Consider the following 20,861-nt stretch of genomic DNA (forward strand, 5'->3'; position numbering starts at 1 on the left):
TCTGGGCCGCCAATGAACAAGCCGAAGACCGATCCGTCACGCTGGTGGGACCAGCCGCTCGCGCAGCTAGATGCGGCGCAGTGGGAAGCGCTGTGCGACGGTTGTGGCCGTTGCTGCCTCCACAAGCTGGAGGATGCCGACACGGGCGAGCTGTTCGCTACCAACGTCGCCTGCAAGCTGCTCGACCGCAAGAACGGCCGCTGCACCGACTATCCCAATCGCAAGAAGTGGGTCGCCGACTGCGTCCAGCTGTCCAAGAACAAGCTGGAAGAGCTCGAATGGCTGCCGACCACCTGCGCCTACAAGCTGCGCGCGTTCGGCGAACCGCTGTACGATTGGCATTACCTCGAAAGCGGCAGCCGGGAGAGCGTGCACGAAGCGGGCATGTCGACCCGCGGCTGGACGATCAGCGAGGTCGATGCAGGCGAGCTCGAGTTTCACCTGACCGACCGTGATCTCTGACGATCCGCGGCTTCCGTTACCGGTCCGGATCAGCCGGCTGAAACGATCGCGCCGGCTGCGGCTGCGGGTGGATCATGGTTCGGGCCTCCTCAAGCTGACGATGCCGTGGCGCCACTCGGCGCGGGCGGCGATCGACTGGGTGGCGGGACAGCGCCCGTGGATCGAGCGGCAGCTGGCCGCCGCGCCGCCCGGCCTTCCCCTGCAAGCGGGCGCCAAGGTCCCGGTCGAAGGGGTCGAGCGAACCATCGTGCACGACCCCGCCGCCCGCCGCGGGGTGCACCTGACCGCCGACGAACTGCTCGTCGGTGGACCGGCCGAAAGTCTTGCCGCTGCGGTCGAACGCTGGCTTCGGACCCGGGCTCGCGAGCGCTTGAGCGCAGAAACCGCCGTCATCGCTGCAAGCGCCGGGGTCACGGTGCGATCGGTCAGTGTCGGCGATCCGGTCAGCCGGTGGGGAAGCTGCTCCTCTTCGGGCGCGATACGCTTCAGCTGGCGCTTGATCCTCGCGCCGCCAGACGTGTTGCGTTTCGTCGTTGCGCATGAAGTCGCGCATCGGCTGCACATGGATCATTCGCCGGCGTTCAAGGCGGCGGAAGAAAGGCTGTTCGGCGGATCGGTCGCCGCCGCCCGCTCAGAATTGCGTCGGCTCAGTCCGTCGCTACGTGCCGTCGGGCGGGGCTGAGGGAAAGCGCTCGGGTGTCGGTGCCGGCGGCGGAGTCGGCGCGCGGGGCGGCGTGACAGCGCGCTGGGTCGGCGGCGGGGTCCCGAAAATGCGGTCCACCTCGGTCGGTTCGGGCGCCGTGCCCTGCGGCTGCTCCTCGACCGGTGCAGGGGCGAGCGGGTCGGCCGGCTCCGTGCCGATCGGATTCCCATTTTCGTCGACCAGCGGCTCGATCGCGAGCGGATCGTTGCCGAGATAGCTCTCCTCGCCCGGTTCGAGCTGCCAGTCGGGCATCGGCACTTCGGTTTGGAACTGCTCAACGGGGCGATTGGCCACCGCACGGACCATGAAGTCGCGGAAGGCGCGCGCCGGAGCGGTGCCGCCCTGCAGGCCGGCGATCGCCTTGCTGTCGTCGCGGCCCATCCACACGCCGGTCGTGATCCCGCTCGAAAAGCCGATGAACCAGCCGTCGCGATTGGACTGGGTGGTGCCGGTCTTGCCGGCGACCGGGCGGCCGATCTGCGCGGCGCGGCCGGTACCGCTCATCACCGCGGTCTGGAGCAGGTCGGTCATGCCCGCGGCTACCCACGGCGCGACCAGGGTGCGTTCCTCGACGCTGGTGTGACGATAGAGCATGCGGCCGTCGGCGCTGGTCACCCGGGTGATCGCATAGGGGCTGACCGACACACCCTTGTTCGCGACCGAGGCATAGGCCCGCGTCATGTCGATCAGCCGGACGTCGGACGTGCCAAGCACCATCGAAGGATAGGTCGACAGCGGCGAGGTGATCCCGAACCGCCGGGCCATGTCGGCGATAGTCCCGAAGCCGAGCTCGGCGCCGATCTTGGCGCTGATGGTGTTGATCGAGCGCGCAAAGGCTTCGCGCAGCGTCACCGGTCCAAGATACGACCGCGTCGAATTGCGCGGTCGCCAGCCTTCAACATCGACTGGTTCGTCGACCAGGGTCGTGGTCGGCTTCATTCCGCTTTCGAGCGCCGAGAGATAGACAAACAGCTTGAACGCCGAGCCCGGCTGTCGCTGCGCCTGCGTCGCGCGATTGTAGATGCTCGACACATAATCGCGCCCGCCGATCATCGCGCGCACTGCCCCGTCGCGGTCGAGCGCGACCAGCGCACCCTGCGCACCGCCGGGCGTGTTGGCGTTGATGGCGCGGTCGCCCGCCGCCTGCATGTTGGTGTCGAGCGTGGTCCACACCTCGATCGGCTGGTTGGTCTCGTCGATCAGCGTGTCGAGCTGCGGAAGCGCCCAGTCGGTGAAATATCGAATGCTGTTCTGCTTGGCGCTCGGCTGGACGACGATGCGGGCGGGGTCGACGCTCGCCGCCACATCGGCCGAGACGAAGCCGTTGCGGACCATTGAATCGAGCACGACGCTGGCGCGCCCGCGTGCGGCCTCGACGTCGGCGGTCGGGCTGTAATTGCTGGGCGCCTTGACCAGCCCGGCGATGATCGTCGCCTCCCCGAGGCTGAGATGGTTCGCCGAATGACCGAAGAAGGTGCGACTGGCCGCATCGATCCCGTAGGCACCGCCGCCGAAATAGACCCGGTTGAGATAGAGCTCGAGGATCTGGTCCTTGCTGAACTTCGCCTCAAGGGCGAGGGCCAGCACGCCTTCGCGGGCCTTGCGCCCGAACGAGCGACTGCTGGTCAGGAAGATGTTGCGGGCAAGCTGCTGGGTGATGGTCGAGGTCGCCCGCACCCGCCCGCCATGCGCGACCGAGCTTGCGATCGCCCGCCCGAGGCCGATCGGATCGACACCCGGATGGCTGCGAAAGCGGCGATCCTCGATCGCGATCATCGCCGCGCGCATCGTCGGCGGGATCTGCTCGTAGGGGATCCATTGGCCAAGATTGGGACCAAGCTGAACCAGCAGCTTGCCGTCAGCAGAACGGACCCGGATGTTCTGGCCGAGATCGGTCCTGTTCGACAGGCTCTGGTAGGATGGCAGCTGGGTATAGGCGACCGTCACTGCCACGCCGAGCGCGACCAGCCCGAGCAAGGCGATGACCAGGCCCCATTTGGCAAGCCGGATCAGCCACCCGCCAAAGCCGAGCGACGGCTCGGCAGCAGCCGGCGCGGGACGATTACGAACGGGCTGCCTTGCCATTGGCCAAGAGGGTTAGGGGCAAGCCGTCGGGTCGGCAAGCGCCAGCAGGCTGCTCCTCATTCCTCCGGCTTGAAGTCGAGGCTGGCCGAGTTGATGCAATAGCGCAGGCCCTGCGGTCCGGGACCGTCGGGAAAGACGTGACCAAGGTGGCCCGCGCATTTTGCGCAGCGAACCTCGACCCGGGTCATGCCGTGGCTTTGATCGGTCACTTCGGACACGGCACCATCGTCGACCGGGTTAGTGAAGCTCGGCCAGCCGCTGCCGCTGTCATATTTGGCATCGCTTTCGAACAGAGGCGTGCCGCAGCCGCCGCAGACATAGTCGCCGCTGCCCTTGTTGTTCAGCAGCTCACCGCTCCACGGTGCCTCGGTGCCGGCCTGGCGCAGGATGCGGTAGCGCTCGGGGCCAAGTTTCTCGGCCCACTCACGATCGCTGGCAGGCATGGCAGGGTTGGTGGTGCTCTGGTCGCTCATTCGTCTCGCTCCTTGAGTGGGTTAAATGTGGGGAGCGGGCGCCGGAGAGCAATGGTTAGCCCCGGCTTTACCAAACTTACACCGTTTCGGAGGTATCCCGGCGCAATGCGCTGGCCTGCCGCCCTCCTGACCTGTCTGCTGCTCGTTCCGGCAGACGCTTCGGCGTCGCCAGGTGACTGCCGGCTGTGTTCTGACAGCGGGTCGCTGACGGGGGACACGACCGACAAGGCGAGGCCGATGGCGCTCGAGGTCCGCACCAGCCTCGACTTCGACCGGGTGGTCCTGACCGGACCGGCCGGCGGCAAGGCGCGGCTCCAACCCGATGGCAGCCGCCAGACCGAGGGCGCGATCACCTCGCTGACCGGGCGGGCAATGACCGGTGAAGTGGTGATCCGGGGAGAGCCTGGCCGCCAGGTCCGGGTCGAATTGCCGCAGCGGATCGAACTCTACGGTTATGCCGGCGGCGCGCTCGCCGTCACCCATGTGACCAGCGATCTCCCGATACTTCCCAGGCTGGACAGCGAGGGCCTGCTCCGAATCCGCTTCGGCGGTGAACTCTTCATCTCTGGCGACGCCGAGGGCGAATACCGCGGCGACGTCCCAATCACGGTGGACTATCTATGACCCGATTGAAGATTGCCTGTGCGCTTGCCGCCATCGCCTTTGCCGCGGCGCCCGCGTCGGCCCAGAAAGCGACCGCGACGGTGACCGTCAACAAGCCGCTTCAGCTGACGGCCATCCGCGACATGCAGTTCGGCACCGTTCTCGTCGGCTCGTTCACTGGCACGCAGACAGTGTCGATTGCGACCTCGGGCCGGACCTGTGGAAGCGGCGCGGGACTGACCTGTTCGGGTGTGTTCAACACCGCCCAGTACCGGGTGGTCGGCACCAACAACCAGATCGCACTGGTCAGTTCGCCAACCCCGACGGTGACCCTCAGCAACGGTGCCGGAGCCACGCTGGCCCTTACCTTGAGCTTTCCGGCGAGCCTTAGCATCGACAACAGCGGCAATCCCGGCCGTATCTTTGAAGTCGGCGGCAGCTTGCCGTTCACCTCGACCATGGCGGACGGGGTCTATACCGGCACCATCGACATCCAGGTCGCCTATCAGTGAGGCCTCAGGTCGATGTCGTGTTCCCGCCGTCAGGGTGCAGCACCTGTCCGGTCATGTAGCTTGAGTCCTGGCAGGCGAGGAACAGGAAGCTCGGCGCGACTTCGTTCGGCTGGCCAGGCCGGCCCATTGGAGTGTTCTTGCCGAACTCGGGCATCTTCTCCGGCGGCTGCCCGCCGAACGGGTTGAGCGGGGTCCAGATCGGGCCCGGCGCGACGCCGTTCACCCGGATGCCCTTATACACGAGGTTCTGCGAAAGGCTGCGGGTGAACGCGGTGATCGCACCCTTGGTCGCCGAATAGTCGAGCAGGATCGGCGCGCCCTTGTACATCGTCTCCGACGTGCAGTTCACGATCGCCGCGCCCTCCTTGAGATGCGGCATCGCGGCCTGGACCATAAAGAACATCGAGAAGATGTTGCTCTGGAACGTGCGGCGGAGCTGCTCTTCCGTGATGTCCTCGATATTTTCGTCGGGATGCTGCTCGCCCGCGTTATTGACGAGAACGTCGAGCCTTCCGAAGGCATCGACCACCTGCTGCACCGCCCGGAAGCAATGGTCGCGGTCGCCGAGGTCGCCGGGGATGCACAGCGCGCGGCGCCCCTCGGCCTCGATGAACTTGCGGGTGTCCGCCGCATCGTCATGCTCGTTGAGGTAGAGGATCGCGACGTCCGCGCCTTCGCGGGCGAACAGGACCGCAACCGCACGGCCGATACCGCTGTCGCCGCCGGTGACGATCGCGACCTTGTCCTTGAGGCGACCCGACCCGGCATAGCGGGGTTGCCATTCGGGCTTGGGATCGAGGTCACGCTCGCTGCCCGGAAGCTTGGGCTCTTCGTGCGTCGGCGGATCGAGAACTTCGCTCATCAACCTTGCTTCACCGCTCGGCCGCGCGGCGCGGGCTTGCGCTCGATCGCGGCCTGCTCCTTGGCGGTGCGGCAGCGCGCGAGCAGCGTCGGGAAGTCGAAATCGGTGCTCGACGCGAGGACGTCACCGCTTGCGGCTTGGCAGGCCGCGACGCTTTCGTAACGCGCGGGTGCCAGCGCGACCTGCTGGCAGGCAGCACCGCCGTCGGCGCAGCCCATGATGGCGAGAACGTAGGTGACAGGACCCATGATGCTTAACCCCGAAAGGTGACTTGCAGCTGTAACGGCATTATTATCCTGTTGTTCCAGCCGTTTCGGCTCCGGGTTTGCGCCGCCTGCCCAGCGCACCTACCTTTGGGGTCACATGCCTCCCCTGGAACACGTCCCGACCACCCGCGAACCGAGCGGATTCAAGGTGCTTTTGCGCTTCCTTCCGTTCCTGTGGCCGGAGGGGCGACCGGGGTTAAAGCTGCGGGTCGTCGCGTCGTTCGTCATGGTAGTGGCCTCGATCACGCTCACCACGCTGGTCCTGCCCAAGGCGTTCGGCGGCGCGGTGGACCGAATGACGGACGGGCAGCCCGACGCGGCAGCGGTGGCGATCGCGCTCGTCGCGGCCTTTGCCCTCGCCCGGTTCGGCGGCGTGCTCCTCGACAATCTGCGCAACGGCATCTTTGAGACGGTTGGCCAGGAAGCGACGCGGCAATTGTCCGAACAGACCTTTGCGCATCTTCACGGCCTGTCCCTGCGCTTCCATCTCGAGCGGCGGACGGGCGCGGTGACCAAGATCATCGAGCGGGGATCGAAGAGCATCGACATGATGCTCTATTTCCTGCTCTTCAACCTCGCCCCGACCATCCTTCAGCTCGGCATCGTCGCGGTGCTGTTCTGGGTCCAGTTCGGGCCCGGGCTGGTGGCGGCGACGGCGGTGGCGGTGGTCGCCTATATCGCCTTCACCAAGGCGGTGACCGACTGGCGCGTGCGGCTGCGCGAGGAATGGACCAGCCACGACACCGCCACCACGGCGCGCGCGGTCGACAGCCTGCTCAATTTCGAGACCGTCAAATATTTCAACGCGGAGGATCGCGAACGGCGGCTCTACGGCAGGGCGGTCGAGAATCTCGCGCGCTCGACCGTCAAGATCGAGACCAGCCTCGCGGCGATGAACATCGGGCAGAGCCTGATCACCAACCTGCTGATGGGCGGGGCGATGGCCTATACCGTGTGGGGCTGGAGCCAGGGCAAGTTCAGCACCGGCGACCTGGTGGTGGTGAACGCGCTGCTGACCCAGCTCTTCCGCCCCTTGGACATGCTCGGAACAGTCTACCGCACGATCCGCCAGGGCCTCACTGACATGGACGAGATGTTCCGCCTGCTCGACACGCCGGCGGAAGTGACCGATGTCCCGAACGCGCCGCCGCTCCACGTGGAACTTGGCCATGTCCGGTTCGAGAACGTCCGCTTCGGCTATGAGGAAGGACGCGAGATATTGAAGGGCCTGACCCTCGACGTGCCGGCTGGCCAGACGGTGGCAGTGGTGGGGCCGAGCGGGGCAGGCAAGTCGACGCTCGCCCGGCTGCTGTTCCGCTTCTACGACCCGAAGGCGGGGCGGATCACCATCGACGGCCAGGATATCGCACAGGTGCGCCAGGCGAGCCTGCGCGCGGCGATCGGGATCGTGCCGCAGGATACCGTGCTGTTCAATGACACGCTCGGCTACAACATCGCCTATGGACGGGACGAGGCGAGCGCGGCGGAAGTGGCCGCGGCGGCGAGCGGGGCGGCGCTGGACGGGTTCGTGCGCGCGCTTCCCGACGGGTTCGAGGCGCGGGTCGGTGAGCGCGGCCTCAAGCTGTCCGGCGGCGAGAAGCAGCGCGTCGCCATTGCCCGCACCCTAGTCAAGAATCCACCGATCCTGATCCTCGACGAGGCAACCAGCGCGCTCGACAGCCGGACCGAGGAAGCCATTCTCGATACCCTGCGCGGCGTGTCGAACGGGCGCACCACCATCACCATCGCGCACCGCTTGTCGACCGTGGTCGATGCCGACCGGATCGTGGTGCTCGACGGCGGCCGGGTGGCGGAGGAAGGCAGCCATGCCGAACTGCTGCGCAGGAACGGCCTTTACGCCGACATGTGGGCGCGCCAGCAGGCCGAAAGCGAACAGGCCGAAGCAGCCGAGTAAGCGCCGAGGGATATGACGGACGCGAATTTGATCAGGCGTCGCCACTAATGAAAATCAACTATTAACCAGTTTTCAATCCCGCCACCCTAGTCCTTGCGCAAGCTCTGGAGGACTATTGTGCGTAATCTGGCGAAGACCTTCCTGTCCCTTGTTCTGGCGGCTCCACTTGCGGCGTGCGGCGGCGCAGGGACCGATCGACCGACATCGGCGTCCGGCCTCGGTGGCGGTTCCGCGTCCAGCGGCACCGGCAGCTTTGCGGGCGGCGGTGGATCCGGCGGCATCGGTGGTTCGACCGGTGGGGGCACGGGCAGTGGCAGCGGCGGTGGCGGGACTTACCCGACGATTGCAAGCCTGGAGGGCGACCGGGTCTACGGCGCCTCAACCGGCGAAATCGTGCTCAAGAACACCAAGCTGAGGGATCGCGTCGACTATCGCGGTTTCGGGGAAACCGTCGAATATTATGCGGCAACCAATACCTACAATCTGGACGGCATCGGGGTCGAATACACCGACTTCACGCCCGATCCGGCCGCTACCCTGAGACGTATCACGATCAGCGATGCGAATGGGGAGCTTCTCTACAGCCGCCTGTCGCGCTGGGATCATGGCGATTCAAACGGACGGGTCGGGTTTGTGACCTACGGCGTGGCGACCCTTCGTGAGGATGCACCTTCGGGCTCCATCACGTACCGGCAGGTAGGCTTCCAGGGTGCTGCGTTCCGCACCGAGAATGGGGCCGAGGCGCAGTACGATCTCAAGAATTCGACGATCAATCTCAAATATGATTTCACGACCTTCAAGCTCGACTTGCTGATGAACTTGATCGGGACGCCGCTGGCCGGCGGTGGTCCCGATCAGAGCCTCGGCCTGTTCGCGGGCAAGAACAACGTCGGTGGTAAGAATGACATCGACGGTCTCGTCGTGAAGAACGGGACCGATACGGTGATGGGGTCTTTCTTCCTGCGCTTCTATGGCCCGGGGGCCGCCGAATACGGTCTGGCCTTCGGCCTGAACGCAAGCAGCGATCTCAAGGCCGCCGGCGCCGCCGCCGGTCGACGCCAGTAATCGCCCCCGCTCACGCCGAGCCCGAACCATGCTGTCCATCCTTGCGCTTGCGTCGTTCGCAACGGCAGGTGCTCTTCCGGCTCCGCGCTGTGAAGGCGGACGCTGTACCGGCCTGACCGCAGCCCACCTGATCCGCCTCGCGGACCAGCGTGCCGCGGCCCAGGACCGGGAAAGCGCGCGGGCGCTGCTGATGAAGGTCCTCCAGGATCGCGAGCCTGCCGCCCGCGCCCAAGCGCGCTTCGGACTTGCGCGGCTGGCCGAAAGCGCAGGCGATCTTCCGGCCGCCGAGCGATGGTATCGCGCGGTGCTCGATGAGCAGCCCGCCGCTGCCGCCGTCCGGCTCGCCCTCGGCCGGGTCCTTGCCCAGCAACGCAAGACGATCGCCGCGGGACGTGAGCTGCGCCGCGCGCAGGCTGCGGGCCTGCCGCCCGAAGTCGCCAGAACGGTCGAGCGAATCGTGTCCCTGCTGCGGAACGATGCGCCCTATGGTGGCAGCTTCGAATTCGCCTTCGCGCCCGACAGCAACATCAACCGCTCGACGCGGTCCGATACGGTGACCGCATTCGGCCTGCCGTTCGCGCTCGACGAAGGCTCGCGCGGGCGATCAGGCGTCGGCCTGGCGTTCGCTGGGCAGCTTTTCGGCCGGGTGCCGGTGGGCGATCATCAGTTGACGGTCGCGCTCACCAGCCAGGGCAACGTCTATAAGCATCGCGCGGCGAACGAGACCTACACCACCCTTTCGGCCGGACCGCAGTTCCGCTTCGGAAACATGCAGCTCAGCGCCAGCGCGCTTGCCGGTCGCGGCGCGCAGGGCGGCCAACATACCAGCGACAGCTACGGTATCGACACCAAGGCCCGCTTTCCGGTGGGCCGGACAACCGCCGTCGCGCTGGCGGCGGTCGCGATCCACGAGCGCAACCGGCGCAACGAGGCGCTCGACAGCACGAGCTATGGCGCCAGCGCGGCGGTCGAAAAGGCGCTGTCGCCACGGCTTTATGCCCGGGCCACGACCAACGTCACGCGGGTGGCGTCGGTGACCGCGCCCCTGTCCTCGTGGAGCCTCGGCGGCGGCCTGACGCTTATCCGCCAGCTTGGTCCCTTCACCGCCACCATGGGTGGCGAGATCCGGCACCTGCGCGGCGACGAGCCTTTCTTCGTTTTCGGGCGCGCCCGGCGCGATACGTTTCTGCAGGGGAGCCTCGGGGTGATTGCCCGGCCGCTGGCGGTCTCCGGCTTTGCCCCGGTGGTCCGCGTCACCCATTCGCGCAACCAGAGCAAGATCGAGCTCTACGACTACACCCGCAGCCGCATCGAGTTCGGCGTGACACGCGATTTTTGACGCTTAAGTCACTCGGACGGGCGAGCCGAACGCCCCCTCAAATTAATTGGGATGGACGCGTGCCGGTGGCTGTGATGAGCAGGCGGGGTGATCGACGCGGCGGTTCTTGGCGAACTTAACGAGCGCGAGCGTGAAGTGCTGCGGCTGCTTGCTGCAGGGCACACGGTCAAGAGCATCGCGGCCATGCTTGCGCGGTCTGAAGCCTCGATCAATGAACGGCTGCGCGATGCCCGGCGAAAGACCGGGGTAGGGAGCAGCCGGGAGCTTGCCCGCTTGCTCGCGGCACAGGAAATTCGGGACAGGAAAATCGATCTGGGCGGAGCGCAGGAGGCCGCCGACAGCGAACTCCGGCGCGGCAATCGGGCGGCGCCACGCAAGGGAGTTTTCGCCATGTTGCTCGCACTGCCATTGGCGGCCGCCGGAGCCGCTCTTCTCGCCGCGCCGGATGGGCCGGTTATGCCGCCACTCAACGCTGCCGCCGCCGCGCACCAGGCCGCGCCCGCAATCGCCGGACGATGGTCGCTCGATGTAGCGGGAATTCCGGAAGGGGAGCGGCCGCGTGCCGTCACCCTGTCGTTCCAGCCGCAGGCCGACGGCCGCTGGCGGATGGAGGTGGAGATCGTCGCGGTCGACGGTGTTACGCAGCGCGCCAGCTCCATCGCCGCGCCCGACGGGAGGCCCGTGCCGATCGAGGGCAATCTCCTTGCCGCCGACAGTGCGGCGCTGCGCCGGTCGGGGCCCAACACCCTTGTCCTGACGCTGGGCAAGGCCGGCGCGCCGGTGTCGACGCGGGTCTATGCGGTGGGCCGGGATCAGAAGACGCTTACCGAGACGATCATCTGGCCCGGCAGCGACATGCCGCGGCTGGAAACGACAACCTTCAGGCGCGTCGGCTAACTCATCGGCTCAGGCCGCGGCCGTGCTCCACCCGAGGCGGGGGATGGCGATGCTGCGCTTGCCGCTGAGGTCGGTGCGGGTGACGATGAGGTCGCGGCTTTCGATGTAGCTCAGCAGGCGGCGGGCGCGGCCGAGGCTGGCGGTGCCGTAGCTTTGCGCGATCGCCTCGTCCGAGGGGGTTGGCAGGCGGTCGCGAGCGGCCCGGGCGAGCAGGAGGAACGGCCCGAGCATGTCTTCGGGCAGGCCCTCCGCAGCGTCGAGCGCGGGCTGCCAGTCGGGGTCTTCAGTGAAGATGCCGGCGCGGGCCATGGCAAGGCGGCGGGCGAAGGCCTGAAGGTCGAGCGGCGCTGGCGCCACTCCGGCCATCCGCAGCCTGACGGTAAAGTCCTGGTAGAGCACCGCGGCGGAGCGGCCGCTGCTGTCGCTGTCGGCGACCATCGCCTCGAGGACCGTGGCGACGGCTTGCGTCTGCTCTTCCTCGGACTTGGCGGGGAGCGAAGGGGCGGGGGCGGCCTTCCTGGCGGCGAGCTGTTCGAGCAGGGCTTCGGAGGGCGGCGTCGCGGCGATCTTCGGGGCAGGTGCCGGGGCGGGTTCGAAGTCGAAACCGGGCTGGAACAGGAGCTGCTGCAAATTCTCGCCTGGCGTGGCGACAGGAAGCGGCAGCAGCTTGGGACTCATCGAGCGGGCGCGGGTCTCGACCTCGCCGATCGCGACCGACAGCGGGCGGCGGCTGATCGCGGGGCCGAGCGCGAGGAAGGTGCCGCGCGGAAGGTCGCGGATGGCCTCGGCCTGCCGCCGTTCCATTCCCAGCAGGTCGGCGGCGCGCGCCATGTCGATGTCGAGGAAGGTCCGGCCCATCAGGAAGTTGGAGGCTTCGGCAGCGACATTCTTGGCGAGCTTGGCAAGGCGCTGCGTGGCGATGATGCCGGCGAGCCCGCGCTTGCGCCCGCGGCACATGAGGTTGGTCATCGCGCTGAGCGACGCACGGCGAACATCCTCCGCCACCTCGCCGCCGCCGGCAGGAGCGAACAGCTGCGCTTCGTCGACCACGACCAGCGCGGGATACCAATGGTCGCGTGGCGCTTCGAACAACGCGGAGAGGAAGGCCGCGGCGCAGCGCATCTGGCCCTCGGCTTCGAGCCCTTCGAGGCTGAGGATGACCGACGCGCGATGCTCGCGGATTCGCAAGGCGGCGCGCGCGATCTCCTTTTCGTCATGCTCGGCGGCTTCGACCGCAAGGTGACCGTAGGGGCCGGCGAGGGTGACGAAATCGCCTTCGGGATCGATCACGATTTGCTGCACCTGGCCCGCGCTCTTTTCGAGCAGGCGGCGCAGCAGGTGCGACTTTCCCGACCCCGAATTGCCCTGCACGAGCAGGCGGGTGGCAAGCAGTTCTTCCAGATCGATGGTGATGGGCTGGCCTTGCGGCGAAAGGCCCATGTCGACGGCGACGGTCATGTAAGCTGTCGTTTGACCGTGGCGAGACGGCAATACAAGGTTGCGTGCGCTCAGGGCGGCCGCCAAGGGCTTCACCTGTGACCGACCCGCATCAGCTTCTGAAACAAGTCTTTGGATTCGAACACTTCCGCGGGGTGCAGGAAGAGGTGGTGAACCGCGTGCTCGAGGGGCGGCACACCTTGGCGATCATGCCGACGGGCGCGGGGAAGAGCCTTTGCTATCAGCTGCCGGCGCTGGCGCTCGAGGGCACTGCGCTGGTCATCTCGCCGCTGATCGCGCTGATGCACGACCAGATCCGCTCGGCCGAGGCGCTGGGGATCAGGGCGGCGGCGATGACCAGCGCCGACGACCGCGAGGCGGTGGTGCGGCGGCTTCAGGCAGGCGAACTCGACCTCCTGTACGTGGCGCCCGAGCGGGCGACGGGCGAGGGCTTCCGGCGGCTGGTCGACCGGATCCCCATCTCGCTGATCGCGATCGACGAGGCGCATTGCGTCAGCGAATGGGGGCATGATTTTCGCCCGGACTACCGGCTTCTGCGCGGGCTGCTCGACGATCATGCCGAGCTTCCACGCCTCGCGCTGACCGCGACCGCCGATCCGCGGACGCGCGCCGATATCCTGGTCCAGCTCGGGATTCCCGAGGACGGGCTAATCGTCTCGGGCTTCGACCGGCCCAACATCCGCTATCATATCGGCCACCGCGATTCGGGCGGACGGCAGATCTTGGCGCTCCTTGACCAGCGGCCGGGACCGGCAATCGTCTATGCGACCAGCCGCAAGGAAACCGAGAGCCTGGCGGCGCAGATCGCGGCGAGCGGGCGGCCGGCGTTGCCCTATCACGCGGGGCTGGAGCCGCAGGTCCGCGCTGCCAACCAGGCTGCCTTCGTGGCGTCGGAAGAGATGGTGATGGCGGCGACCATCGCGTTCGGCATGGGGATCGACAAGCCCGACGTCCGGACGGTGATCCACGCCGGAAGCCCCAAGTCGATCGAGGCTTACTATCAGGAAACTGGGCGCGCCGGACGCGACGGGGAGCCGGCCGAGGCGCATCTTCTGTGGGCGGCGAAGGACTTTGCGCTCGCCCGCCAGCGGATCGAGGAGTTGCCGGCCGAGCGGCATGGCGAGGAGCGGGCACGGCTGGCGAGCCTCGCGGCGCTAGTTGAATCGACCGAATGCCGCCGCGCGATCCTGCTCGGCCACTTCGGCGAGGATCCGCCCGCCAATTGCGGCAATTGCGACAATTGCCTCAATCCGCCCTCCACCATCGACGTGACCGAGGTCGCGCGAAAATTGCTCTCGGCAGCGTTCCGGACCGAGATGCGGTTTGGGGTCGGGCATCTCGCCGACGTGCTGGCGGGGAAGGAGACCGACAAGGTCTTTTCGAACAACCATCACCAGCTGAGCGTGTTCGGGATCTGCGCCGCCGGCGAACTGCCGCTGGTGCAGCCGGTCGCCCGTGCCCTGATCGCGCGCGATGCGCTTCGGGCCGATGCCTATGGCGGGCTGAGCTTCGGGCCGGGTGCACGCGGGATACTCAAGGGCGGGGAGGAAGTGCGGATCGCGCTTCCCCCGGCCCGGCCTGCGCGCAGGCGCCGCGGGGTGGTGGCGGACGGGCCGGCCGATCCCTTGTTCGACGCGCTGCGCGAGGAGCGGCGGCGGCTGGCGAAGGAGGGCGGGGTGCCGCCCTATGTGATCTTCCATGATTCGACGCTGCGGGAAATCGCGGCCGCGCGGCCGGGGTCGCTGGCCGAACTTGGCCGGCTGCAGGGCATCGGCGCGGCCAAGCTCGAACGCTATGGCGAGGCGATGCTGGGCGTGGTGCGCAACTCGGGCTAGAGTGCGCGGCAAAGAGGAGCTTTGACGATGGCCGAGTTCAAGACGCTGGACGACAAGACCCTGATCTCAGGGCAGATCAGCACCGCGGACGTCGAGGAAGCGCGCCGTCATGGCGTCACCATGATCATTAACAATCGCCCCGACGACGAGGACCCCGGCCAGCCGACCAGCGCGGAGATCGAGGCGGCGGCGGAAGCGGCGGGGATCGACTATCGCCATATTCCCATTGCCCGTGGCATGGGGCCGGCCGAAGTCGAGGAAATGTGCTCGGCGCTGAGCGAGCGCGGTGACGGCAAGCTGCTCGCTTATTGCCGATCGGGCATGCGCTCGACGCTGGCATGGGCGGTCGCCTGCCGCGAGCAGGGCGTCCCGCGCGAGGACGTGGAGGCGAAGGCAGCCCGCGCCGGGTTCAGCCTGGCGGCAGTAGATCACCTTCTCTGAGGATCGACAGCGCTTCGAAGCGGTCCTCGCCCAGCGCCATCAGCCGCACCGGCATGATCGCGCCGACGCCAAGGTAGCTGTGCATCTCGGCATCGAACAGGATGCTGCCGATGCCATGGCTTTCCAGCAGCATGCGGGCGAGGTCGGCCTCGACCCGGGTCGGGAAGCGGGCGAGCTCGATGAGGCTCAGGCGGTGCCCCCGACCGTCAGGCCCTCGATCAGCAGGGTCGGCTGACCGACGCCCGCGGGCACGCTCTGCCCGCCCTTGCCGCAGATGCCGACGCCTTCGTCGAGCTCGAGGTCGTTGCCGATGCCCTTAACCCGGGTCAGCACGGTCGGACCGTCGCCGATCAGGGTTGCGCCCTTGAGCGGCTCGGCCAGCTTGCCGCCGCGGATGCGATAGGCCTCGGTGCAGGAAAAGACGAACTTGCCGCTGGTGATGTCGACCTGCCCGCCGCCGAAGCTCTTTGCGTAGATCCCATCCTTGACTCGGCCGAGCAGCTCGGCGGGATCGTCCTGGCCGCCCAGCATGAAGGTATTGGTCATCCGCGGCATCGGCGCGTGGGCGAAGCTTTCGCGGCGCCCGTTGCCGGTCGGGTCGACGCCCATCAGCCGGGCGTTCAGCCGATCCTGCAGGTAGCCGACGAGGATTCCGTCCTCGATCAGCGTGGTGCGGCCGGTCGGCGTGCCTTCATCGTCGATCGAGAGGCTGCCGCGCCGTTCGTGCATCGCGCCATCGTCAACCACGGTCACGCCGGGTGCCGCGACGCGCGAACCGAGGCGACCCGAAAAGGCACTCTGGCCCTTGCGATTGAAATCGCCTTCGAGCGTGTGGCCGACCGCCTCGTGGAGCAGCACGCCGGGCCAGCCGGGGCCGCAGACAACGGTCATTTCGCCCGCCGGTGCGTCGACCGCGTCGAGGTTCACCAGCGCCTGTGCCAAGGCGATATCGATGGCGCGGTTCCAGGTGCCCTCGTCGAACAGGCGGTTCATGTCATAGCGCCCGCCGAGCCCGTGGAAGCCCATTTCGCGCCGGCCATTCTGTTCGACCACGAGCGACACGTTGAGTCGGACCAGCGGGCGGATGTCGGTCGCGACGAAGCCGTCGGCGCGGACGATCTCGACCACCGACCAGCTCGCCTGCAGCCCGACGCTCACCTGCACGACGCGCGGATCGCGGGCGCGGGCGGCGGCGTCGATGATCTGGCAGAGGTTCACCTTGTCGGCGAAGGGCAGCGCGCCGAGCGGATCCTCGGCGCCATATTGCGCCTGGTTGGTGCGTTGCGGAGCAGCAGTGGACTTGCCCCCGGGCGTGAGCAGCTGAAGCGTCTCGGCGGCGCGGTTGATCGCGGCGGCCGACAGCTCGTTGGCATGGGCGAAGGCGGTCGCTTCGCCGCTCACCCCGCGCAGGCCGAAACCCTGCCCGACGTGATAGTCGGCGGTCTTCAGCCGGCCGTCGTCGAACCCGAACGCCTCGCTTCGGCGATACTGGAGGTAGAGCTCGCCATCGTCGTGCGCGGACAGGTGGCGCGCGGCGAGGCGGCGGGCCTCATCGGGATCGAGGCCGGCGGAATAAAGGAAGCGGCGCGGATCGGAGAGGTCGGTCATGGGACCTCATATAAGTGCCGCCGCGGCGGCGACCAGCCTCAGGCGATGGTGCCGTCGTCCGCCGGGCCGCCCTTCAGGACGAAGCGACGGTCGCAATAGCCGCATTCGACGAACCCCTTTTCGTCGATGCGGAGGAAGACGCGCGGGTGGCCGAGCGCTGGGCTGATGTCACCGCTGCCGTCGCAGTGGACGGCGTTGCTGGTGACCAGAATGACTTCGGGAGGCGGCTGCATGACCCGCAAGGGCCTAGCAACCGCCTCCCGTCGCTTCAATAAGCTGTGGGGTGCTTATTGAAAGTCGGTGTTGACCTCGACCACGCCGCTGTAGCGACCGGGCATCTGGTTGGGCTTCACGGTGAGCGTGCCGCCGACATAGATGTAGAACACGCCAGTCGCGCCGATGGTCACCTGACCGTCTGCGGCGTCCGAATTGAGCGAGCCGCTGAACGCCATGGTTGCGTTGGGGTCATCCTGGTTGACCAGCTCCGTCGGAAAGGTGCTCGAGATGTTCACCTTCTGGGTCGGCAGGCCGTTGCCGACCAGACGACCGCGCTTGGCAGTCGCGCTGGCGACCAGCGAACCGGCGTTCACCGTCACGTTGCGAGCGCTGTTGATGTCGTTGGCGCTGATCGAAACGCTACCGTCAGCGGACGGCGAGGCGATCAGGGTGCCGAAGTCGAGATTGTCGAGACCCTGCAAAGTGGCCGGCTGGATCAGCAGCGCGGTGGCATCGATCTGCCCCTTGCTCGACGACGGCAGCGAAGCGTTCTGAGCAGAAGCCGGAACGGCGATGAGGGCGGTGGACGCGGCGAGCGCCGCGACGGTCAGAAAATTGCGCATGTCCTTAGGTTCCCCACATTGTTGAACGAGGGGCATGATGGCGGACGGGCCGTAACGGCGCTTAAAGTTACCTGCTCAAGCGCGCGTTAAGGCTGTTGCTTGAGGTTCGTTAGGGCTGTTCAGGGATATTGGACGGTGACGTCGAATTCGCCCGAATAGGTGCCTTCGACCTGTCCCGCGGCGACCACCAGGGTCGCTCCCACGTTGAAGCTGAAGGCTTCCATCCGGGCCAGCGTCCGCTTGTCCTGGCCCTGCAGGGTGAAATCGCGAACGGTCATCGTCTCGGTACCCCCGATCCGCCGGATGGTGATCGGCTGCTTGGGGATCCGGATGTTGACGACCGACGCGCTGCGGGCCGCTCCGACGAAGCTCGCCGGGCGCGGATTTCCGCCCATTCCGGTGACGAGGCCAGTGGTCGTCAGGCGGCTGCTGTTGGGGTCGATCACCGCCGTCCCGGCGCCCGTCGCGGCAAGATAGCCGAAGTCGAGGTTGGAGCGCGTGTTGAGCGTCAGCGGGAAGATGAAGGCGCCGCTGGCGACGGCGCGCGGGACGGCCGAACGCGTGGTCGTGACCTGCGCGTGGCAGGTCGCCGGGATGGCGAGCGCAATCAACAGCAGAAGGGAGGAACGCGGCGCCAGCATCAGGCAGCCGGCTTAGACTGGTTAACGTCAAGTCCACCCTACGGAGTAAGGTAAATTCGCGATTCACTACTGGCGCTTCCGCCCGGGCGGGTGCGTCGCTAAGCGAATCACCCATGACCAGCAGCAGCACACCCGCCATCCGAATCGAGGATCTCGGCAAGACCTATGCGGGCGGCAAACGTGCGCTCGACGGTGTGTCGCTGGAAGTGAAGCAGGGGGAATTCTTCGGACTGCTCGGGCCCAACGGGGCGGGCAAGTCGACGCTGATCAATATCCTCGCGGGCCTTGTCACCAAGAGCGAGGGCAAGGTCGACATCTGGGGTTTCGACATCGACCAGCATCCGCGCAACGCGAAGCTGTCGATCGGCATCGTGCCGCAGGAGATATTGTTCGACCCCTTTTTTACCCCGCGCGAGGCGCTGGAGATCCAGGCCGGGCTGTACGGCGTGCCGAAGGGCGAGCGGCGTTCCGACGAGCTGCTGGCGGCGATGCGGCTGACCGACAAGGCGCACGCCTACAGCCGGACCCTGTCTGGCGGGATGAAGCGGCGACTGCTGGTGGCCAAGGCCATGGTCCATTCGCCGCCGATCCTCGTCCTCGACGAGCCGACGGCGGGCGTCGACATCGAGCTGCGCCAGCAACTGTGGGAATATGTGAAGGAACTTCACGCGTCGGGCGTGACGGTGATCCTGACCACCCACTATCTCGAGGAAGCCGAGCAACTGTGCGAGCGGATCGCCATCATCAACCATGGCAAGGTCGTCGCCAACGAGCCGACCCGCCAGCTCCTCAGCCGCGCGCAGGAGAAGAACGTGGTGGTGACGGTCGACCGTGACCTTTCCGAGGTGCCGGCCAACATCTGCTTCGACAAGGTCGTGCTGGAAGGGGAGCGCAGCCTCGCCATCACCTACCAGAAGGACAAGGTGAATGCGGGCGAGGTGCTTGCGGCGCTGCAGCGCGACGGTCTCGGCATCGTCGACGTGGTGACCCGCGAGCCCGACCTCGAGGACGTCTTCCTCAGCCTGGTGCGGCGCTAGTGGCGCAGAACTTCGATGTCCTCGTCATCGGGTCGGGCGCGGCAGGCCTGACCGCGGCGCTCAACCTCGCCACCGACAAGAGGGTGGCGGTGATCGCCAAGGGACCCTTGAGCGACGGCGCGACCGGCTGGGCGCAAGGCGGGATCGCCGCGGTGCTGGAGGAGGGCGACAGCTTCGAAGCGCATGTCGAGGATACGATGATCGCCGGCGCGGGCCTCAACGACCGCAATGTGGTCGAGCATGTGGTCGGCGCAGCGCCGGCTGCGATCCAGCGTCTCATCGAGCTTGGCGTACCCTTCGCGGAGGAAGACGGAGCGCTCCACCTGACGCGCGAGGGCGGACACAGTCACCGCCGGATCGTCCATGTTGCCGATGCCACCGGCTGGGCAGTGCAACAGGCGCTGGAGCGTGCGGCGGCGGCCAATCCCAACATCGTGCTGCTGCCCGAAATGGTGGCGATCGACCTCATCACCGGACGGCATGGGGAAAAATTCTCGACCGATGGGACGGTGCACGGGCTCTATGCCTACAGCCGCTCAAGCCGGAAGGTGGAGACCCTCACCGCGCGGGCGACGGTACTGGCGACCGGCGGAGCGGGCCGGGTCTATCTTTATTCGACCGCGCCGCGCGGTGCGACCGGGGACGGGATCGCCATGGCCTGGCGCGCGGGCTGCCGCGTTTCCAATATGGAGATGATGCAGTTCCACCCGACCTGCCTCTACCATCTGGAGACCAAGAACTTTCTGATCACCGAGGCGGTGCGCGGCGAGGGCGGGATCCTCAAGCATCCGCTGACCGGCCACCGGTTCATGCCAGACTATGACGAGCGCGGCGAACTGGCGCCACGCGACGTGGTGGCGCGCGCGATCGACAATGAGATCAAGCGCGACGGCCTCGACTATGTCCACCTCGACATCTCGCACCGCGAACCCGAATTCGTGCGCGCGCATTTCCCCAACATCTACGAGAAGCTGATCAGCCTCGGCATCGACATGACCAAGGGGCCGATCCCGGTCGTCCCGGCGCAGCATTATACCTGTGGCGGGGTGGTGGTGGACCTGGCCGGCCGGACCGACGCACCGGGCCTTTATGCCGCGGGCGAGGTGACCGAGAGCGGGCTGCACGGCGCCAATCGCCTGGCGTCCAATTCACTCCTCGAATGCCTGGTGTTCGGCGAGGCTGCGGCGCACGATATCCTGTCGCGGTGGGACGAACTGCCGCCGCTCGCCAAGGTGCGCGAGTGGGACGAAAGCCGGGTCACCGACAGCGACGAAGAAGTGGTGATCGCCCAGACCTGGGGCGAAATCCGGCGCTTCATGTGGAATTACGTCGGGATCGTCCGCACCACCAAGCGGCTCGAACGGGCCAAGCGGCGGATCGACATGCTGCGCCAGGAAGTGACCGACTATTACGCCCACTTCCGCGTGACGCCCGACCTCATCGAGCTACGCAATCTGGTCGAGGTCGCCGATCTCATCATCCGCTCGGCGCTGGCGCGACGGGAAAGCCGCGGGCTTCACTTCACGCGCGATTTCCAGCGCACGCTGGCGCATGCGCGGGACACCGTGCTGGCGCCCTGATCAGCGGCAGGGCACGCCGGTGCAGGGGCGAGAGCGTTCCGCATTGGCGCGGTCCATGACCGCCGAATCGATCTGCTCCTGCCGGCGTGCGTCCCACTGTTCCTTGGTCGCGCAGATCCTCTTGCGGTTGACCCGGGTCCCGGTCGCCACCTCCGAACGGCACACCATCTTCGGCTTTGCCGCCGCGGGGGCATCCTGCGCGGCGAGGGTCAGGCTAAGCAAGGTCAACAACATGTGACG

At 67.1% G+C, this 20,861-nt stretch carries 23 protein-coding genes; 12 read left to right on the top strand and 11 right to left on the bottom strand.

Features of this window, described 5'->3' with window-relative positions:
• Positions 1-12 precede the first annotated feature (12 nt).
• Both ABD729_RS02860 and ABD729_RS02865 read left to right on the top strand, forming a co-directional pair.
• Positions 13-462 carry a YcgN family cysteine cluster protein gene (locus tag ABD729_RS02860; protein WP_344708645.1) on the top strand — a complete coding sequence of 150 codons (450 nt, stop codon included), beginning with the start codon at positions 13-15 and terminating at the stop codon, positions 460-462.
• Positions 452-1,144 carry a M48 family metallopeptidase gene (locus ABD729_RS02865; RefSeq protein WP_344708646.1) on the top strand — a complete coding sequence of 231 codons (693 nt, stop codon included), beginning with the start codon at positions 452-454 and terminating at the stop codon, positions 1,142-1,144. The genes ABD729_RS02860 and ABD729_RS02865 overlap by 11 nt, the downstream gene beginning before the upstream one ends.
• Here ABD729_RS02865 and ABD729_RS02870 read toward each other — a convergent pair.
• Both ABD729_RS02870 and msrB read right to left on the bottom strand, forming a co-directional pair.
• On the bottom strand, positions 1,121-3,250 hold the full coding sequence (locus ABD729_RS02870) for a transglycosylase domain-containing protein (protein WP_344708647.1): 2,130 nt from the start codon (positions 3,248-3,250) through the stop codon (positions 1,121-1,123). The genes ABD729_RS02865 and ABD729_RS02870 overlap by 24 nt on opposite strands.
• A gap of 56 nt (positions 3,251-3,306) precedes the next feature.
• A complete protein-coding gene (msrB, locus tag ABD729_RS02875; protein ID WP_344708648.1) occupies positions 3,307-3,723 on the bottom strand; it encodes a peptide-methionine (R)-S-oxide reductase MsrB in 417 nt (138 codons plus the stop codon).
• 105 nt (positions 3,724-3,828) lie between these two features.
• Between msrB and ABD729_RS02880 the strand changes: the two genes are divergently transcribed.
• Together ABD729_RS02880 and ABD729_RS02885 are read left to right on the top strand one after the other, a co-directional pair.
• On the top strand, positions 3,829-4,347 hold the full coding sequence (locus tag ABD729_RS02880) for a DUF4402 domain-containing protein (RefSeq protein WP_344708649.1): 519 nt from the start codon (positions 3,829-3,831) through the stop codon (positions 4,345-4,347).
• Positions 4,344-4,838, top strand: coding sequence for a DUF4402 domain-containing protein (locus ABD729_RS02885; protein ID WP_344708650.1), 495 nt, complete (start codon positions 4,344-4,346; stop codon positions 4,836-4,838). Before ABD729_RS02880 ends, ABD729_RS02885 begins: the two co-directional genes overlap by 4 nt.
• Before the next feature lie 4 nt (positions 4,839-4,842).
• Here ABD729_RS02885 and ABD729_RS02890 read toward each other — a convergent pair whose 3' ends face one another.
• Complete coding sequence (locus tag ABD729_RS02890) at positions 4,843-5,700, bottom strand: SDR family oxidoreductase (RefSeq protein WP_344708651.1); 858 nt, start codon at positions 5,698-5,700, stop codon at positions 4,843-4,845.
• Positions 5,700-5,948 (bottom strand): hypothetical protein, encoded by a 249-nt coding sequence (locus tag ABD729_RS02895; protein WP_344708652.1) that lies wholly within the window; start codon positions 5,946-5,948, stop codon positions 5,700-5,702. The genes ABD729_RS02890 and ABD729_RS02895 overlap by 1 nt, the downstream gene beginning before the upstream one ends.
• A 115-nt stretch (positions 5,949-6,063) precedes the next feature.
• Between ABD729_RS02895 and ABD729_RS02900 the strand changes: the two genes are divergently transcribed.
• The 4 genes from ABD729_RS02900 to ABD729_RS02915 all read left to right on the top strand — a co-directional run bounded on the left by ABD729_RS02900 (position 6,064) and on the right by ABD729_RS02915 (position 11,182).
• A complete protein-coding gene (locus ABD729_RS02900; RefSeq protein ID WP_344708653.1) occupies positions 6,064-7,881 on the top strand; it encodes an ABCB family ABC transporter ATP-binding protein/permease in 1,818 nt (605 codons plus the stop codon).
• Between the two features lie 93 nt (positions 7,882-7,974).
• Positions 7,975-8,946 carry a hypothetical protein gene (locus tag ABD729_RS02905; protein ID WP_344708654.1) on the top strand — a complete coding sequence of 324 codons (972 nt, stop codon included), beginning with the start codon at positions 7,975-7,977 and terminating at the stop codon, positions 8,944-8,946.
• Positions 8,947-8,974: 28 nt separating this feature from the next.
• Complete coding sequence (locus ABD729_RS02910; protein ID WP_344708655.1) at positions 8,975-10,285, top strand: surface lipoprotein assembly modifier; 1,311 nt, start codon at positions 8,975-8,977, stop codon at positions 10,283-10,285.
• 87 nt (positions 10,286-10,372) lie between these two features.
• Positions 10,373-11,182 carry a helix-turn-helix domain-containing protein gene (locus tag ABD729_RS02915; RefSeq protein ID WP_344708656.1) on the top strand — a complete coding sequence of 270 codons (810 nt, stop codon included), beginning with the start codon at positions 10,373-10,375 and terminating at the stop codon, positions 11,180-11,182.
• 9 nt (positions 11,183-11,191) lie between these two features.
• Here the strand turns inward: ABD729_RS02915 and ABD729_RS02920 are convergent, their stop codons facing one another.
• On the bottom strand, positions 11,192-12,640 hold the full coding sequence (locus ABD729_RS02920) for an ATP-binding protein (protein WP_344708657.1): 1,449 nt from the start codon (positions 12,638-12,640) through the stop codon (positions 11,192-11,194).
• 77 nt (positions 12,641-12,717) lie between these two features.
• Between ABD729_RS02920 and recQ the strand changes: the two genes are divergently transcribed.
• Both recQ and ABD729_RS02930 read left to right on the top strand, forming a co-directional pair.
• Positions 12,718-14,475 (top strand): DNA helicase RecQ, encoded by a 1,758-nt coding sequence (recQ, locus tag ABD729_RS02925; protein WP_344708658.1) that lies wholly within the window; start codon positions 12,718-12,720, stop codon positions 14,473-14,475.
• Between the two features lie 27 nt (positions 14,476-14,502).
• A complete protein-coding gene (locus ABD729_RS02930) occupies positions 14,503-14,916 on the top strand; it encodes a protein tyrosine phosphatase family protein (RefSeq protein WP_344708659.1) in 414 nt (137 codons plus the stop codon).
• Here ABD729_RS02930 and ABD729_RS02935 read toward each other — a convergent pair.
• The 5 genes from ABD729_RS02935 to ABD729_RS02955 all read right to left on the bottom strand — a co-directional run bounded on the left by ABD729_RS02935 (position 14,885) and on the right by ABD729_RS02955 (position 18,004).
• On the bottom strand, positions 14,885-15,049 hold the full coding sequence (locus ABD729_RS02935; RefSeq protein ID WP_344708660.1) for a putative signal transducing protein: 165 nt from the start codon (positions 15,047-15,049) through the stop codon (positions 14,885-14,887). The two genes, ABD729_RS02930 and ABD729_RS02935, sit on opposite strands and share 32 nt — an antisense overlap.
• 53 nt (positions 15,050-15,102) lie before the next feature.
• Positions 15,103-16,524 (bottom strand): metalloprotease TldD, encoded by a 1,422-nt coding sequence (gene tldD / locus ABD729_RS02940; protein WP_344708661.1) that lies wholly within the window; start codon positions 16,522-16,524, stop codon positions 15,103-15,105.
• 38 nt (positions 16,525-16,562) lie between these two features.
• Complete coding sequence (locus tag ABD729_RS02945; RefSeq protein ID WP_344708662.1) at positions 16,563-16,757, bottom strand: zinc-finger domain-containing protein; 195 nt, start codon at positions 16,755-16,757, stop codon at positions 16,563-16,565.
• 54 nt (positions 16,758-16,811) lie between these two features.
• On the bottom strand, positions 16,812-17,363 hold the full coding sequence (locus ABD729_RS02950) for a DUF4402 domain-containing protein (RefSeq protein WP_344708663.1): 552 nt from the start codon (positions 17,361-17,363) through the stop codon (positions 16,812-16,814).
• Between the two features lie 119 nt (positions 17,364-17,482).
• Complete coding sequence (locus ABD729_RS02955; protein ID WP_344708664.1) at positions 17,483-18,004, bottom strand: DUF4402 domain-containing protein; 522 nt, start codon at positions 18,002-18,004, stop codon at positions 17,483-17,485.
• Between the two features lie 113 nt (positions 18,005-18,117).
• Between ABD729_RS02955 and ABD729_RS02960 the strand changes: the two genes are divergently transcribed.
• A complete protein-coding gene (locus ABD729_RS02960) occupies positions 18,118-19,041 on the top strand; it encodes an ABC transporter ATP-binding protein (protein WP_344708665.1) in 924 nt (307 codons plus the stop codon).
• Entirely contained in the window at positions 19,041-20,621 is a 1,581-nt protein-coding gene (nadB, locus tag ABD729_RS02965; protein ID WP_344708666.1) for an L-aspartate oxidase, read from the top strand. Before ABD729_RS02960 ends, nadB begins: the two co-directional genes overlap by 1 nt.
• Here nadB and ABD729_RS02970 read toward each other — a convergent pair whose 3' ends face one another.
• The gene (locus tag ABD729_RS02970; RefSeq protein WP_344708667.1) at positions 20,622-20,855 is read right to left on the bottom strand and encodes a hypothetical protein; all 234 of its coding nucleotides are present in this window, start codon (positions 20,853-20,855) and stop codon (positions 20,622-20,624) included. It lies immediately after the preceding gene.
• Positions 20,856-20,861 lie beyond the last annotated feature (6 nt).

Source organism: Sphingomonas humi (assembly GCF_039536725.1).
Lineage (GTDB): Bacteria > Pseudomonadota > Alphaproteobacteria > Sphingomonadales > Sphingomonadaceae > Sphingomicrobium > Sphingomicrobium humi.

Bases quoted from the DNA above. Each gene is read 5' to 3' on its own strand.
- msrB (WP_344708648.1), bottom strand. From the start codon at position 3,723: ATGAGCGACCAGAGCACCACCAACCCTGCCATGCCTGCCAGCGATCGT.
- ABD729_RS02895 (WP_344708652.1), bottom strand. From the start codon at position 5,948: ATGGGTCCTGTCACCTACGTTCTCGCCATCATGGGCTGCGCCGACGGC.
- ABD729_RS02935 (WP_344708660.1), bottom strand. From the start codon at position 15,049: ATGCTGCTGGAAAGCCATGGCATCGGCAGCATCCTGTTCGATGCCGAG.
- ABD729_RS02960 (WP_344708665.1), top strand. From the start codon at position 18,118: ATGACCAGCAGCAGCACACCCGCCATCCGAATCGAGGATCTCGGCAAG.
- ABD729_RS02910 (WP_344708655.1), top strand. From the start codon at position 8,975: ATGCTGTCCATCCTTGCGCTTGCGTCGTTCGCAACGGCAGGTGCTCTT.
- tldD (WP_344708661.1), bottom strand. From the start codon at position 16,524: ATGACCGACCTCTCCGATCCGCGCCGCTTCCTTTATTCCGCCGGCCTC.
- ABD729_RS02860 (WP_344708645.1), top strand. From the start codon at position 13: ATGAACAAGCCGAAGACCGATCCGTCACGCTGGTGGGACCAGCCGCTC.
- ABD729_RS02890 (WP_344708651.1), bottom strand. From the start codon at position 5,700: ATGAGCGAAGTTCTCGATCCGCCGACGCACGAAGAGCCCAAGCTTCCG.
- ABD729_RS02870 (WP_344708647.1), bottom strand. From the start codon at position 3,250: ATGGCAAGGCAGCCCGTTCGTAATCGTCCCGCGCCGGCTGCTGCCGAG.
- ABD729_RS02920 (WP_344708657.1), bottom strand. From the start codon at position 12,640: ATGACCGTCGCCGTCGACATGGGCCTTTCGCCGCAAGGCCAGCCCATC.
- ABD729_RS02930 (WP_344708659.1), top strand. From the start codon at position 14,503: ATGGCCGAGTTCAAGACGCTGGACGACAAGACCCTGATCTCAGGGCAG.
- ABD729_RS02945 (WP_344708662.1), bottom strand. From the start codon at position 16,757: ATGCAGCCGCCTCCCGAAGTCATTCTGGTCACCAGCAACGCCGTCCAC.
- ABD729_RS02900 (WP_344708653.1), top strand. From the start codon at position 6,064: ATGCCTCCCCTGGAACACGTCCCGACCACCCGCGAACCGAGCGGATTC.
- ABD729_RS02955 (WP_344708664.1), bottom strand. From the start codon at position 18,004: ATGCTGGCGCCGCGTTCCTCCCTTCTGCTGTTGATTGCGCTCGCCATC.
- ABD729_RS02950 (WP_344708663.1), bottom strand. From the start codon at position 17,363: ATGCGCAATTTTCTGACCGTCGCGGCGCTCGCCGCGTCCACCGCCCTC.
- ABD729_RS02970 (WP_344708667.1), bottom strand. From the start codon at position 20,855: ATGTTGTTGACCTTGCTTAGCCTGACCCTCGCCGCGCAGGATGCCCCC.
- ABD729_RS02885 (WP_344708650.1), top strand. From the start codon at position 4,344: ATGACCCGATTGAAGATTGCCTGTGCGCTTGCCGCCATCGCCTTTGCC.
- ABD729_RS02880 (WP_344708649.1), top strand. From the start codon at position 3,829: ATGCGCTGGCCTGCCGCCCTCCTGACCTGTCTGCTGCTCGTTCCGGCA.